Source organism: Kitasatospora sp. NPDC041917 (assembly GCF_055589745.1).
This window is the reverse complement of the sequence record NZ_JBVJBI010000002.1, coordinates 349499-364108: the sequence shown is the minus strand read 5'-3', so window position 1 is coordinate 364108 and position 14610 is coordinate 349499. Positions and strand designations below refer to the sequence as shown.

Sequence of the window (14610 nt, the reverse complement as noted above, 5' to 3'; positions counted from 1 at the left end):
GGCGCGCTCCCCGCACCGGCGGTCCGGGCGGCATCGGGCCCGGACCGCCGGCGGGGGCGCCCGGCGTCGCCCGGTGACGTCCGGCGTCGCCCGGCGCGGCCGCAGGCCCGGTCCGCACCAGCACCAGCCCCAGCCCCTCAGCCGTTCCGCACCCGCGCCTCCTTCGACCGCCGCCGTCCGACCCATCGGAGACCATCCCCCGTGAACCCCTACCAGGCACTACCGGCGCGCTCGTTCTGGCGCTCCGCCGTGGCCGAGCCGGACCCGCTCGCCATCGACGACCTCTGGACGCCCGCGTTCGCGATCGGGCAGGACGAGCCGATCCTCACCGCGGGGTCCTGCTTCGCCGCGCACATCGGCCGTGCCCTGCTGGAGCAGGGCATGAACTGGTGCGACGCGGAGCCGGCCCCGCCGGGGCTGACCGAGCAGGAGCGCAGGGCCCGCCACTACGGGGTGTTCTCGTTCCGCACCGGAAACATCTACACCGCCGCCGTGCTGCGGCAGTGGCTCTCCTGGGCCTTCGGCCGCACGACCCCGCCCACCGGGGCGTGGCTGGACGAGGGCAGGTACCACGACCCCTGCCGTCCGTCCGTCGAACCCGGCGGCCACGCCTCGGCCGAGGAGATGCTGGCGGCCCGGGGGACGACCCTCGCCGCCATCCGTGAGGCCGTCACGGAAGCCGGCTGCCTGATCTTCACCCTGGGCCTGACCGAGGCGTGGCGGGACCGCGCCGACGGCACCGTCCTGCCGTCCTGCCCCGGCACCGTGCGCGGCACCTTCGACCCGGACCGCCACGTCCTCCACCGGTTCACCTTCGACGAGGTCCGCCGCGACCTGACGGACGCCGTGGCGCTGGCCAGGGAGGCCAATCCGCGGCTGCGGGTCCTGCTGACCGTCTCACCGGTTCCGCTGACCGCGACCGCGACCGGCGGCCACGCGCTCACCGCCAACACCTACTCCAAGTCGCTGCTGCGGACGGTGGCCGGGCAGCTGACCGAGGACCTCGACGACGTCGACTACTTCCCGTCGTACGAACTCATCACCGGCCTCCCGTTCCGGAGCAGGTTCTACGCGCCGAACCTGCGTGAAGTGACCTCCGAGGGCGTCGACTTCGTGATGCGCCACTTCATGGCCGGGCTGTCGCGGCCCTCGGCGGATCCGCGACCGGTCCGAACCGGTACGCCGGCCGCGGGACCGAAGGGGGTGGACACCTGTGACGACGCCGTCCTCGACTACTACCGCCCCCGCTAGGTTCCTGCTGCTCGGCGACTCGCACGCCGGCCCGATCGGACGAGCCGCGAAGGCCGCCCGGATCCCCTTCCAGGGCGGCCCGATCGGTGCCGGGCGCGAGTTCACCGACGACTTCTTCGCGCCGCGCGAGCACGACGTGGTGTTCCACAAGGCCGAGGCCGACGCCCACTACCGCAGCTTCCTGGCCGGCCTGGACGCGGACGGCCTCGGGCACCTCACGGTCCCCCTGGTGTCCACCTTCGGCCTCAGCGCGCACTTCGTCGCCACCCGGGAGAACTGGCACCTCCACCGTGGCCGCGACGGCGGTTTCGCCCCGGGCTTCCTCTCCGGGCCGCTGTTCGACGCCGTCGTCCGCGCCACCGTCCGCGACGCGCTGGCCTTCTACCGCCACGCACTCGGCCTCGGCCTGCGGGTGCTGGCCGTGCTGCCGCCGCAGCGCGTACCGGAGCAGTCCGACCCGGTGGTGTTCACGGCCGCGCAGGAAACGGTCCGAAGCGCGCTCGACGCGCTCGGCGTCGAGCTCGTCGACCTCCGGTCCCGCACCACCGGACCGGACGGCTTCCAGCGCCCCGAGCTGTGCGAGGCCGACGACTCCATCCACGGCAACCTGGCCTTCGGCCGGCTGGTCCTCGCGGACCTGCTGGCACGCGGGCTGTGACGACACCGAATCCCCCCACCACAGGAGCAGGTCATGGAGCAGTACGAGCTGGACGCGGTCAGGGCCGTCACCACCAGGCCCGCCAAGGAGTACCGGACCGTCACGGTCGACCCGGTCACTCCGGTGATCGGCGCCGAGGTCTCCGGCGTCGACCTCTCGAAGGAACTGTCGGACGATCAACTGGCGGAGCTGAAGCAGGCGTTCCTCGACCACCACGTCCTCGTGTTCCGCGACCAGGAGCTGACGGACGAGGACCACAAGCGCTTCGCCGGGCACTTCGGCGAACTGCGCCCGGTCAACCCGCCCCCGGTCGACGCGGATCCGTACATCCTGGAGATCAGCACCGGCGCCGAGGCGGACAACGTCGCCGGCAACGGCTGGCACGCCGACGGCACCGCCGACGCCGAACCCTCGCTCGGGTCGATGCTCCACATCACCCGGGTGCCGGAACCGGGCAGCGGCGGCGACACCCTGTTCGCCAACATGCACCTGGCGTACGAGATGCTGTCCCCGACGATGCGCGAGCTGCTCGACGGCCTGACCGCGATCCACGACGGCCTCGTCGCCTTCCAGGGCTACACCCCGCCCGAGGGGTACGTGATTCCCAAGAGCGAACACCCCCTGGTGGTGCGGCACCCCGACACCGACCGCAGGATCCTCTACGTCAACAAGGCCTACACCGCGCGCATCCCCCAGCTGTCGCCCGACGAGAGCCGGGCCCTGCTCGACCTGCTCTGCGCGCTGCCCGCCCAGCGGCCCCTGCTGAGCTGCCGCATCCGCTGGAGCCCCAACACGCTGGTGTTCTGGGACAACCGCTGCGTCCAGCACCACGCCACGTACGACTACCACCCGCACACCCGCTACGGTCGCCGGGTCGCGATCAACGGCGGGCCGCTCAAGGGCTGATCCGGTCCGCGCCCGGACCTGAGCCCGGGTCCGGGACCCGGACCCCGGGTGCCGGGCTCAGCTCCGGGTCAGGCGGCTTCCGCGCGGGCCAGGCAGGCGGCGAGGCCGTCGGCCAGCCGCGCCCAGGTGGCGCGCTCGCCGCGCTCGTCCCGCCGGTCGGCGTGCACCAGCACCACCGCGCGGACCCGGGCGGACGGCCAGGTCGCGGCGTAGGCGGCGGGGTCCGCCGCCGCGTACGCGGCCGCCACGGCGGCCGCGTTGGCCAGGGCGTTCGCGTCGGCATGGGCCCGCACGTTGGCCGTGGTGTTGAGCTCCGCGTAGGTCTCGCCGTACTGGGCGGCCTCGGCCGCGTCGTAGCCGTTCGCCAGCGCGTAGGAGCCGGCGGCGGCCGCGGCCGCGGCGTAGGCCTCGGCGTACGGGTACGCGTGGTGGAAGAGCTCCCGCAGCTCCGGTTCGAGCGCCGCGCGCCACGTGCCCTCGTCGACCCGACCGCCGCCCAGGGCGTCCGCGTGCAGCGCCTGGACGCGCTGGTGCTGCGCGACGGACCCGCCGCGCCGTGCGCTCGCCTCGGTCAGCACCGGCCCGACGGCGGAGCGGTACCAGTCGTGGACCACGCTGAAGGGCACCCTGCCGTTCAGCCGCTCCATCTCCCGGCGCACACGGCGTGCCCAGGCCCGCGCCGCGTCGGCGTCCATGCCCTCGAACAGCGCCTCCGACACCTGCGCCAGCCAGGGCGGCACGGCCGGCCCCCCACCCGGCGCCGCCGCCCCGACCGGGGCCGGTGCGAGGGTGCCGAGGGAGGAGTAGAAGACCGCGAAGGTCTCGGGCGTGGTCATCCGCTCTGCTCCTCAGGGGCTCGTCCCCGACCCGGGCGAGAACGCCGAACCGGTGAAGTCCGCTGGAGCGGTGGAGAAGCGGAGCTTCACCGGCCGCTCCGGTGAGGAGATCGTACAGGCGCGCAGACGGCGGGGGAGGGGTTCCCGGTGCGCCCGCACCTCGGCCCGACCCGCTCTCGCCGCCACCGGTCGGATACCGCGGGCGGAGCGCGGGGTTCAGTCGCCGACGGCGAAGCGTTCGCCGACGTGGTTCCGCTGCTCGATCTCGTCGACGAGGGCCACCGCGTAGTCCTCGGCGGAGATTCGGCTCCTGCCCTCGGAGTCCACGACCAGGTCGTCGAGGGCGGTGCGGTAGGTGCCGGTGCGCTCGCCGGGCTCGATCTGTCCGGCGGGGCTGAGGCAGGTCCAGCGGACGTCGTGGACGGAGCGGTAGAAGTCGAGGGCGTCGCCGTGGGCGTGCATGATCTGCAGCAGGGGCTCGGGCAGTCCTTCGGCGTCCCACACCTGCTTTCCGTCGGGTGTGCGCAGCGAACCGGCGCCGTTGACGGTGATCAGCCGCGGGGCCTTTCCGTCCAGCGAACGCAGCCCGGCCACCAGGGACTCGGCGGAGGGCGCGATGGTGGCGAGGTGACCGGGCCCGTCACTGCCGCCGACGGCGCTGACGACCACGTCCTGGCCCCGGGCCGCGGCGGTCACCGAAGCGGGGTCCAGGACGTCGCCGGTGGTGACGGTGAGGCCGGGCCGCTTCTCGGTGAGCCTCCCGGGGTCGCGGACGACGGCCGTGACGTGGTGGCCGCGGTCCAGCGCCTCGCGCAGGATGCGGCTGCCGATCATGCCGGTGGCGCCGTACAGAGCGATCTTGGCCATGGCGGGTCTCCTCGGGACCGGGCATCGGGTGGAGGCACCACGCTAGCCAGCGTGCCGTCGTCGCCCGGGAAGGCGCGCTGACACCCCCTGGTCGCAGGAGGTTCGGCGCGGCCTTTTACCATCATGTCGCATTCTTCGACGGAGCTGCTGCCCGGTTGGCCGTGTCCCCGCCGTCCCGCACCCCGTACGACACGACGGCTCCACCGCCCGGCGGTGGAGCCGTCCATCGAGGAGGAACGTCCATGCAAGCCCGGAAGATCGGCGCGGCCGCCGCCACAGCGGTGGCCCTCCTGGCGGCCCGCGACCTCGTGCAGAAGCGGCACGCGCTGCTCCGGAACTTCCCGGTGGTCGGGCACGCCCGGTACCTGCTGGAGACGATCGGGCCGGAGCTGCGGCAGTACATCGTGACCTCCAACGAGGAGGAGCGCCCGTTCAGCCGTGACCAGCGCACGTGGATCTACGCGTCGGCGAAGGAGGAGAACAACTACTTCGGGTTCGGCACCGAGGTCGACGTCGAGCACGTCCAGGGGCACGCCTACCTGAAGCAGCGCACCTTCGCCGGCACGCTGCCCGACGCGCACGACCCGCAGGCCCCGCTGCCCTCGGCCAAGGTGCTGGGCGGGCCGCGCGGGCGCGCCAAGGCCTTCCGGCCGGCGAGCGTGGTGAACATCTCGGCGATGAGCTTCGGGTCGCTCTCCGGCGCGGCCGTCACGGCGCTCAACAAGGGGGCGGCGCTCGCGGGCACGATGCACAACACGGGGGAGGGCGGCCTCTCGCCGTACCACCGCAACGGCGGTGACCTCGTCCTCCAGCTCGGCACGGCGTACTTCGGCTGCCGCAACGAGGACGGCACCTTCAACCTCGACAAGCTCAAGGAGGTGGTCGCCGGCGCGCCCGTCAAGGCGATAGAGATCAAGCTCTCCCAGGGCGCCAAGCCGGGGCTGGGCGGGATGCTGCCGGGCGCGAAGGTGACGGCCGAGATCGCCGGCATCCGCGGCATCCCGGAGGGCCAGGACTGCGCCTCGCCGTCGCGGCACTCCGCGTTCGGCGACGTCGACTCGATGCTCGACTTCGTCGAACTGCTCGCCACCGAGACCGGTCTGCCGGTCGGGGTCAAGAGCGCGGTGGGCGAGATGGGCTTCTGGCAGGAGCTGGCCTCGCTGATGGCGCGCGGCGACCGCGGGGTCGACTTCGTGACGATCGACGGCGGCGAGGGCGGCACCGGGGCGGCGCCGCGGATGTTCGCCGACTCGGTGTCGCTGCCGTTCCGAATGGGCTTCTCCCGGGTCTACGGCACCTTCGCCGAGCTGGGGCTGACCGACGTGCTGACCTTCATCGGTTCCGGCAAGCTCGGCCTGCCCGAGAACGCCGCCGTCGCCTTCGCCCTGGGCGTCGACATGATCAATGTGGCCCGTGAGGCGATGCTGTCGATCGGCTGCATCCAGGCCCAGAAGTGCCACACCGACAAGTGCCCCACCGGCATCGCCACCCAGAACCCGTGGCTGGCCCGCGGCATCGACCCGGCCTCGAAGGCCGACCGGGCCGCCTCCTACCTGCGAACCCTGCGCAAGGAGCTGATGAAGGTCTCGGCGGCCGTCGGCGTCGCCCACCCGGCACTCATCACGGCCGACGACTTCGAGATCATGAACGGCGACTACGAGGCCCGCACCCTCGCCGGTGTCTACGGCTACAAGGAGGGCTGGGGCGAGCTCGGCCCGCACCTCGCCGAGGAGATCACGGCGCTCCTCACCGGCGAGTCGGCCGCCTCCCGGAAGCCGGCGGTCTGAGGCACCGCCCGGAGCGGCTCCACGGGATCCGCCTCCCGGCCCCTCGCGGGCCGGCGACCAGCCGGCCCGCGAGGGGCCGGGAGGCGGCGGGACGCGAGGGGTGGCGGGAGGCCGGTGGGACGTGAGGGACCGCCGGGAGCCGTCGGCACGCAAGGGGCGGAGGGGCGCCACCGGGACCCGAGGGGGTGCCGGGAAGCTGCCGGTCGATCTGCCGCAGCCTCCCGGGACGGCCGCCATAGCCTGGGCGCCCGGCGCGCAGGACCAGGATGACGCGCCGTCAGAACGGCGGCCCCCGTGGCTCGCCGTCCCCGTCCGGAAGGATCCCAAGCCTGCCATGACCACTCTCCGTACCCGGGCCGCCGCCTTGGCGGCCGTCGCCGCCGTCGGGTTCGCCACCCTCACCGCCGGGACCGCCCACGCCGCCGCGGCAGCGCCGTCCCCGGCCGCCCCCTCGGTCGCCCAGACGCCCGCCGCCGCGCCCGCCGCGGTCGCGGCGCTGTCCACGCCCACCCGCATCCCGGGCAACACCGCGATCTCCCGCAACCAGGCCTGGTACTCGCCGGACGGCCGGGTCATGTTCGCCATGCAGGGCGACGGCAACGTCGTGCTCTACCGCGACAACAAGCCGGTCTGGGTGGCCCCCGGCGCCATGCCCGACGGCAACGTGCTGGTCATGCAGGGCGACGGCAACCTCGTCGTGTACTCCGCCGCCAACACGCCGCTGTGGAACAGCCAGACGGGCGGCCGCCCGGGCGCCGAGCTGGCCATCTACAACGAGGGCGCGATCGCGGTCGTCCTGAACGGCAAGGTCCTGTGGACCTCCGCCCCGTCCACCCCGGCGCCCCTCCCGGCCTGCCCGCCGTGGGGCCCGCCGCTCCCCGGCCAGATCGTCTGGCCGTGGTGCCCGACCTGGCCCTTCCCCGTGTAACCCTCCCGAGCGGCCCCGTGGCCCCGGGTCCTCGCCCGGGTGGGACGAGGACCCGGGGCCACGGCACCGTGCGGCCGGCGCGTCAGTCGAGGGCTTCCATGTCCAGAACCGGTGGTGACCACGGCGCTGCGAGGAGGCCGCCCGGCTGGATCCCGTACCGTCGCAGGCGGTCGGCCTTCTCCTCCATCCCCTCGGAAGCGAGCAGCTCGACGGCCCGGCCCAGCGCCGAGGGGTGCCCGCCCTCAGCCTGTCGCAGGAGCCATTCCTCGGCCGCGCGGGGTCCTGCCTCGGCTCGAAGCAGGTGGATCGCCCGGTCCATCGGATCGGGTACGTCGGAGATCACTTCTCCCGGCGCCCCGAACTTCCGTTCGAGCAGGGCGGCGATCGCCCAAACGGAGAGATGCCTGCTGGTGTGCACCGCCCGGGCCGTCGCCCGAACCGCGCGCTGGTACTCCCGCAGTGCTTCCGCGTGGTGTCCCCGCGTTTCCAGCCACTGTGCGACACCGGACATCGCGTCGGGGTGGCCCTGTTCGGCGGCGCGGAGGTCCAACTCGTACGCCTCGTCGAACCGCCCCGACGTCTTCAGCCAACTGGCGAGGTGCCGCAACTGGCTGGTGTCGTCAGGGTCGAGAACTCCGATGAGATGGGCGATCCCCTCTTCGTGCCGCTCGACGTGCCACAGGACACGGGAAATCGTCCCGGGGGAGTCGAGCGCATCGGAGGCCGTCCTCCCGCGCAACCACTCCAGGGCCGGTTCGACGAGTGACTGCTCCGCGAGCCAGTCCAGTCCGGAGGAATCCGTTTCGAACTCGGCGGTGACGGCATGGTGGAGGAGTTCGTCGATCCGTCGTTCCTCCCGCGTCCCGGAGAGGAAGGCCGTGATCCACGGAAGGTCGGGATCCGATCCGACTGCGATCGACTTCCGCAGGAGGGCGTAGCAATCGTCGGTGAACCCGTGGCGAAGCAGCCACGTTCCGGCTGCCCGCGCGAACGATCCTTCGTTCTCGGCGGCTTGCCGCTGGATCCATTCGGGGGCGCTCCGCGGGCCGCGCGTGTCGGCCATGAGGTCGGCGAGCGTCAGCAGGGCCGACACGGATCCGCCCGTGACCGCGTCCGCCAGGTAGGGGAGTGCCGCATCCGCCTCGTCCTGAGCGATCAGGGCCCTCGCACGCGCTTCCCGGGAGTGATCGTCGCCCAGATCGACCCCCATCTCCCAGACATGCGCGGCCATGTCTTCCGCTCCGGTGTCCTCAAGACCCCTCGCGACGTCGTGAATGGACGGGATGTCACTTCGATAGGCGGCCGTGACGTAGTGGTCGGTGGCTTCCTGGTGGAATCCGGCTTCGGCGAGGAGCTCGGCGACGGCGCGGGCCGCAGCGGCGTCCCCGTTGGCGACCGCCTCGGCGCGGAGCCTGACTGCCGGGCCGTAGAGGAACCGGTCCGCGGCCTCCGCGGCGAGGGCCGGGCGGTCGGCCTCGGGCGCGTGCAGGACGAGGGCGTCCCAGAGGGAGGCCGTGCCGGCGCCGTCCTCCCGCTGTGCCCTGCCGGACTGCTCCAGGTAGTCGGCGAGCCGGTAGCGCGGCCGCTCGGGAGCCGCGTCCCCCGGGCGCGGTCGAATGCGGGTGAGCGGGCCGGGCGCCCCCAGGCACGGCGCCGTGGCATAGGCGAGTGCCGTACTGAACCAGTCGTCCGCGACCGAGTTCCACTGGTGGTCCGTCAAGTAGCCCGGCACGGCGCGTTCCAGCAATTCCTCGGGAATCGGTGATCCGAGGCCGAGGCGGCGGGCGTCGACGGCCGCGTCCATCAGGGCCCTTGCCGCGGGCCGGGCATGGCGGTAGCGCTCCAGGATGACCGGGGCGCCGGCCAAGTACTGTGTGATCATGCCGGATTCGGCGCGTTCCAGCGCCCGCCGGAGCCGGGAGTCACCGGCTGCCTCGGTTCGCAGCCTCGTCAGATCGGACGCGTTGAACGAATCCGGAACCTCGATGTCGTGGCCGCGGAGCAGTGCGCGGGCCTGGGCGTGGGGATCCTGGCCGAGTCCGCCCGGCGGGCATGTGAGCTCGTTCCATTCCCTGGGCCAGATCGTCGCCAGGACCAGGACCGGGGCGGCGCCTTCCCGGCGCAGCAGCGCCCGCAACGCCGCGGCGGCCCGGGAACCGACACCGCCCGGTGGCGTCAGCAGGTACTGCTGAAGGTCGTTCAGCCAGATCACCGTGCGAGGCGGTACGTGCGGCAGATCGGCCAGCAGCGCTTCGGCGGGGCTGGGCGAGATCGGATGCCACAGACGCCATCCGGGCGGGAGCCGGTGGATCAGCTCCCAACAGGAGCGGGTCTTGCCCGTCGACGAGTCACCGACCAGTACGGCGAGGCTGCTGCTCCCCGCCACCGCCCGCGCGGCGACCTCGGCCAGAACGAGATCGTGCTCTCGCTCGACGTAGGCCGGCAGTGCGGGAACGATCTCGTCCGTCGACGGGGCGATGGCGCGGTGGACCTCCAGCTCGAACGGGTCCGTGAGCTGGTCGATGTGCCGCGTCAGAGGTCCTGGGGCTCCTCCGGGGATGGACTCTTCCGCTTCCAGCGGGCCGGGTCCCGTCGTCCTGGGTCCGAGCATGGCGAGCACATCGGCCACGCTGAGCAGTGACGGGAAGGCGTGTCGGACGTCCCTGTCGGCGTCCAGCATGGACCTGAGCTGGTCGGCGTGCCAGATCATGAACCCCTTGACCGCCAGGCCGACGCCGGATCGTGCGATGTCCGCCAGCCGTCCCGCCACATAGGCGTTGAGCCGGTCGATCCCGCCGGTTCGGGCGGAGGAGGACAGTTCGACGTTGCTGACGAAGACCAGGTGGTCGGGGAGGCGGGTGCGGGAGTGCCTCGCGGCGGCGTCCGCCCAGCCGTCGATCTCCTTGCGGATCTCCTCCCGCAGCCACAGCCCGTTGGCCTGCGGGGTCGACTTCGGCTTCACCTGGAACTTCGCCTGCAGGACGGTGAAACCCGTCCAGACCTCGGGCGTCGAAGCGATCCCGGAGAATGCCGCCGACCAGCGGATGGTTCCCTCGAAGGTCGCTTCCCGGCCACCGTCGGGTCCGTCGCCGAAGGCCTGGACGCCCGGCCCGAGAACCCTCCGGGCAAGGGCCACCACCATCTGTTCGAAAGCACGGGACCCGAGGCGGGTCAGGTCGTAGTCGGGCACGCCGACATCCTGGCAGAGCGTGCTGACAGCCAGTGGGCGCGGGGCTTGTGCGTCGGTTCAATTCCCGTTCCCCGCAAGGGAGTAAACGCCGGCGGCGTCGTTCCGCGAGTTGTGGTCGTACATCTTGTGCGATGTCATGATCCGGCTCACACTTCCGATTTGCGAACATGTGTGCACAGTCGCATGGGCGCCCTTCACCCTTGCGCCTGCCGGGATCCCCGGCGGTCGGAGGGACGTTCCGTGTCACGCTCCCCCCTGGGAAGAGGACGGATCGTCGCGCTCGCGCGGTCCGCCGACTCCCGCGCCGCCGGCCATCACGACACCCCACCTCGCCGAGGGGCCCGGCGGCCGCCGTCGTCATCGCGCCCGAGCCCGAGCATCGGGGCAAGGGCAAGGACCACGAGGTGCGGCCTGCCGCGCCCGCCGGGTCGTCCGAACCACCCCCCCCACGCGAAGGAGCTTCGGATGAAGCACCCGCGCACCCCCACCCCCTGGCGCAGGCCGTTCGCCACCGTCGCGGCGGCCGCCCTCGTCCTGGTCGGCGCGGCCTGGAACGCGAGCCCGGCCGGCGCGTCCGCGCCGCCGGCCCGCGCCGCCGGCGAGGCCACGTCCGGCACCAACCCGATCGCCCTGACCGTCGACGGCGGCGGACCGAGCCTGGTCCGGGTGAGCAGCGACCCGTTCACCAGCGCCGGCAGCCAGTACGCCACCGAGGTGGAGCCCGACACCTTCGCCTACGGCGGCACGATCGTCTCCGCCGCCCAGGTGGGGCGGTTCACTGACGGCGGGGCGGCCGGCCTCGGCTGGAACACCTCGTCGGACGGCGGCCTCAGCTGGCAGCACGGCATGCTGCCCGGCCTCACCACCCACTGGGGCGGCGGCAGTTGGGCCCGCGCCTCCGACCCCGCGGTCGCCTACGACGCCAGGCACGGCACCTGGATGGTGGCCGGCCTGGTCATCGACTCGGGACGCAACCCGGTGGGTGTGACCGTCAGTCGCTCCGCCGACGGCCTGCACTGGCAGGACCCGGTGCGGGCGGTCGGTCACGACGGCCAGGTCTACGACAAGGAGTGGATCGTCTGCGACAACACTCCGACCAGCCCGTACTTCGGCACCTGCTACGTCGAGGTCGACATCCCCTCCTCCGACAACCTGATGGTCATGTCCGCCTCCCGGGACGGCGGCGCCACCTGGTCCGCCCCGACCGGCCCGTCCGGCGTCAACCTGGGCCTCGGCGGCCAGCCGTTGGTGCGGCCCGACGGGACGGTCGTGGTCCCCTTCTCGACGGACACCACCTCGATCCGCTCGTTCACCTCCACCGACGGCGGCAGGTCCTGGAGCTCCACGGTCCTGGTCGCCGACGTCGTCGCGCACGAGGTCGCGGGCGGGCTGCGCGACGGCGAGGGCCTGCCCTCGGCGGAGATCGACGCCGACGGCAGGGTCTACGTCGCCTGGCAGGACTGCCGCTTCCGGGCCGGCTGCGCGGCCAACGACATCGTCTACGCGAGCTCGGCCGACGGCACCACCTGGTCCGCCGTGACCCGGGTGCCGATCGACCCCACCACCAGCGGTGTCGACCACTTCATCCCCGGCCTCGGAGTCGACCGCACCACCGCCGGTCGCACCGCCAGGCTCGGGCTGTACTACTACTTCTACCCGAACGCCGACTGCACCGCCGATACCTGCGAGTTGGAGGTCGGCTTCGTCTCCTCCACCAACGGGGGCGCCACCTGGAGTGCGCCGCGGACTGTCGCCGGCCCGATGTCGGTGTCCCGGATCGCCGCCACGAGCGGGGGCGGCATGGTCGGTGACTACCTCTCCACGTCCGTCCTCCACGGCAGGGCGGTGGCCGTCTTCGCGGTCGGCAGGACGCCGACCGGCGGCCAGGCCTTCGACGAGGCCATGTACGCCGTCGCGGGCGGCCTCGCCGTCCGGCCCGGCACCGTTCCCTCCAGTACCGGGCCGGTCGTCACCGCACCCGGCCAGGCCCGGCACCGTTCGCCGGTGACCAGCTGGTGACCGGCCGCTGACCGGTCGGGCCCGTCCTCCTACCCGACGGGAGGACGGGCCCGCCCTACAGCGACGGTTCGACCACCACGGGCCGGTGCGAGGGAAAGGTCCGCTCGCCGCCTCGGGCAGCCGCGTGCGGCGACCCCGCGAACCCGCGGCCCGCCGACCGCCCGGCCGTGCCCCCTCCGCGCTCGGCTTCCACTGACCCGGCGCACGCCGTTCCCCGCGCCCCCGTTCCCCCGCCTCGTCGCGTCGTCGCGTCGTCGCGTCGTCGTGTCCGATGGTGCGCGACTCCCGTGGCCGTTTCGCTCCCGCCGTCACCTTCGCGACGGCGGGAGCGTCCGCGTTCCGGTGCGTGCTGCCAGGCCGGTCCTGGGGAGAGGGGCGAAACGGCCGGACCGGTGGGGGCGAACGGGCGTCGAGCACGGGAGGAGGCCCGTGCCGGGGCGGGCACCGGCGAGTTGCAGCGGCTGTGGGACCGGCTGACACTCGCAGCAGGAGCGGTGGCGCCGACGGGTCGGCCGCCGCGCCCGCCCCGGGAGATGAGAACGGTCATGGCGTACGAGCCGGAGAGCCCCTTCCGGTCGCCCATCGTGGGTGACCTCAACCTGTCCCCGCCCGGCGTCGTGCTCCGCGAGGCCGCGGAGCCCGAGGCCGACCTGGAGCGGCAGGTGCCGATGCTGATCGAGCTGAACCTGCGCTTTCCCGGCGGACTCCAGGCGGTCCGCGACGAGTTCTACGCGCTCTGGGAGCACTACGCGGGGCGGTCGAGCGGGTGGTGGCCGGTGGAGGTCACCTCGGGGAGCCATGTGCAGCCCGAGGTGCCGCGGGGGCTCGCGCTGGTCGCGCCGAAGCTGTACCAGACCGTCCTCTCCCGGGGGGACCTCCACGAGCTGGTGGAGGACGACCGGCAGTCCGCCGTCCGGACCGGGCGGCCGCCCGTCATCTTCCGGGTGTGGCCGGACTATCCGCTGGATCCCCAGATCGACCGCTCGGCACCCACGGTGAAGGCCAACGCCGCCTGGCGCGCCTACGACGCGCGCGGCAGCGGGATCGTGTGGGCGGTCATCGACAGCGGCATCGACGCCGCCCACCCGCACTTCTCCCGGCTGGAGCTCGCGGCCGAGGGGCGGGGCGAGGACCTGCCGCAGGGGCGGACCACCCGGTTGCACCGCGACTTCAGCTTCCTGGTGAACCCGGACGACCCCGTGGCGCAGCCACCCGGCGGAGCGACGGGTCAGAACCCGGCGTCGCCGCTCGTGGACGACAGCGGGCACGGCACGCACGTCGCCGGCATCATCGCGGGCTGCACCCCGGAGGGCATGACGCCGCGGGTGGCGACGCCGGACGAGCCCGGGGACGGCGGATTCGTCGCCAGGGCCGGCGCGGACCGGCTGTCCGGGATGGCGCCGGACTGCGATCTGGTCAGCATCAAGGTCATGAGGCTCAGCCGTCAGGGCACCTATGTGACCTCCTCCAGCGCGGTCATCCGCGCGCTCACCTACCTGCGGACCGAGGTCAACGTGGACCCGGCGGTGTTGCGCGTGCACGGCGTCAACATGAGCCTCGGCTGCGAGTGGAGGCCCGACCAGTACGCCGCGGGCCAGTCGCCGCTCTGCCAGGCCGTGGGCCAGGTGGTCGCCTCCGGTGTGGTCGTGGTGATCTCGGCCGGCAACTTCGGTGCCCGGAGCACGGCCCGGGACACCGCCAACACCTCGGCCATCATGGGCTCGATCACCGAACCGGCACACACCGAGGACTGCATCGCGGTCGGCTCCACCCACCGGGAGGCGCCGCACGCGTTCGGCGTCACCTGGACCTCGGGGAAGGGCCCGACGCTCGACGGCCGGATGAAACCGGACGTCGTGGCGCCCGGCGAGTGGATCGCCTCGGCGGCCAGCGGCGACGTGCGGGCCACCGCCGGGCTGACCCCGGCCCCGGGGGACCCGGTGCCGGAGAGTCTGCTGACGTACGCCGAGCAGTCCGGCACCTCGATGGCGGCGCCGCACGTGTCCGGTGTGATCGCGGCCTTCCTGTCCGCCCGCCCGGAGTTCATCGGCCGACCCCGGGAGGTCAAGAGCCTGCTCACCGCCTCCGCCACCGACCTCGGCCGGGAGCGGTACGCCCAGGGGGCGGGCCTGGTGGACCTGATGCGGATGCTGGCGAACGTGTGATGA

General features: G+C 73.1%; 10 protein-coding genes. 7 read left to right on the top strand and 3 right to left on the bottom strand.

Annotated features, from left to right (window positions below; translation table 11 throughout):
* The first annotated feature begins 201 nt into the window (after positions 1-201).
* From ACZ6EM_RS03590 to ACZ6EM_RS03580, 3 genes are read left to right on the top strand one after another with little or no spacing between them, the layout of a single operon-like run.
* Positions 202-1251, top strand: coding sequence for a GSCFA domain-containing protein (locus ACZ6EM_RS03590; RefSeq protein ID WP_452178554.1), 1050 nt, complete (start codon positions 202-204; stop codon positions 1249-1251).
* Positions 1214-1909 carry a hypothetical protein gene (locus ACZ6EM_RS03585; protein WP_465771535.1) on the top strand — a complete coding sequence of 232 codons (696 nt, stop codon included), beginning with the start codon at positions 1214-1216 and terminating at the stop codon, positions 1907-1909. The genes ACZ6EM_RS03590 and ACZ6EM_RS03585 overlap by 38 nt, the downstream gene beginning before the upstream one ends.
* Before the next feature lie 33 nt (positions 1910-1942).
* The gene (locus ACZ6EM_RS03580) at positions 1943-2815 is read left to right on the top strand and encodes a TauD/TfdA dioxygenase family protein (RefSeq protein WP_401051843.1); all 873 of its coding nucleotides are present in this window, start codon (positions 1943-1945) and stop codon (positions 2813-2815) included.
* 68 nt (positions 2816-2883) lie between these two features.
* Here ACZ6EM_RS03580 and ACZ6EM_RS03575 read toward each other — a convergent pair whose 3' ends face one another.
* On the bottom strand, positions 2884-3651 hold the full coding sequence (locus ACZ6EM_RS03575; protein WP_465771534.1) for a SpcZ: 768 nt from the start codon (positions 3649-3651) through the stop codon (positions 2884-2886).
* Between the two features lie 216 nt (positions 3652-3867).
* Positions 3868-4518, bottom strand: a complete 651-nt coding sequence (locus tag ACZ6EM_RS03570; protein ID WP_401055069.1) for an NAD(P)-dependent oxidoreductase — start codon at positions 4516-4518, stop codon at positions 3868-3870.
* Positions 4519-4760: 242 nt separating this feature from the next.
* Between ACZ6EM_RS03570 and ACZ6EM_RS03565 the strand changes: the two genes are divergently transcribed.
* Complete coding sequence (locus ACZ6EM_RS03565) at positions 4761-6305, top strand: FMN-binding glutamate synthase family protein (protein WP_465771533.1); 1545 nt, start codon at positions 4761-4763, stop codon at positions 6303-6305.
* 334 nt (positions 6306-6639) lie between these two features.
* Positions 6640-7233 (top strand): hypothetical protein, encoded by a 594-nt coding sequence (locus ACZ6EM_RS03560; protein WP_465771531.1) that lies wholly within the window; start codon positions 6640-6642, stop codon positions 7231-7233.
* Between the two features lie 82 nt (positions 7234-7315).
* Here the strand turns inward: ACZ6EM_RS03560 and ACZ6EM_RS03555 are convergent, their stop codons facing one another.
* On the bottom strand, positions 7316-10423 hold the full coding sequence (locus tag ACZ6EM_RS03555; protein WP_465771530.1) for a hypothetical protein: 3108 nt from the start codon (positions 10421-10423) through the stop codon (positions 7316-7318).
* 465 nt (positions 10424-10888) lie between these two features.
* On the opposite strand from ACZ6EM_RS03555, the gene ACZ6EM_RS03550 reads away from it, so the two are divergent.
* Complete coding sequence (locus tag ACZ6EM_RS03550) at positions 10889-12442, top strand: sialidase family protein (protein WP_465771529.1); 1554 nt, start codon at positions 10889-10891, stop codon at positions 12440-12442.
* A 545-nt stretch (positions 12443-12987) separates the two neighbouring features.
* On the top strand, positions 12988-14607 hold the full coding sequence (locus ACZ6EM_RS03545) for a S8 family peptidase (RefSeq protein ID WP_465771528.1): 1620 nt from the start codon (positions 12988-12990) through the stop codon (positions 14605-14607).
* Positions 14608-14610: the final 3 nt, after the last annotated feature.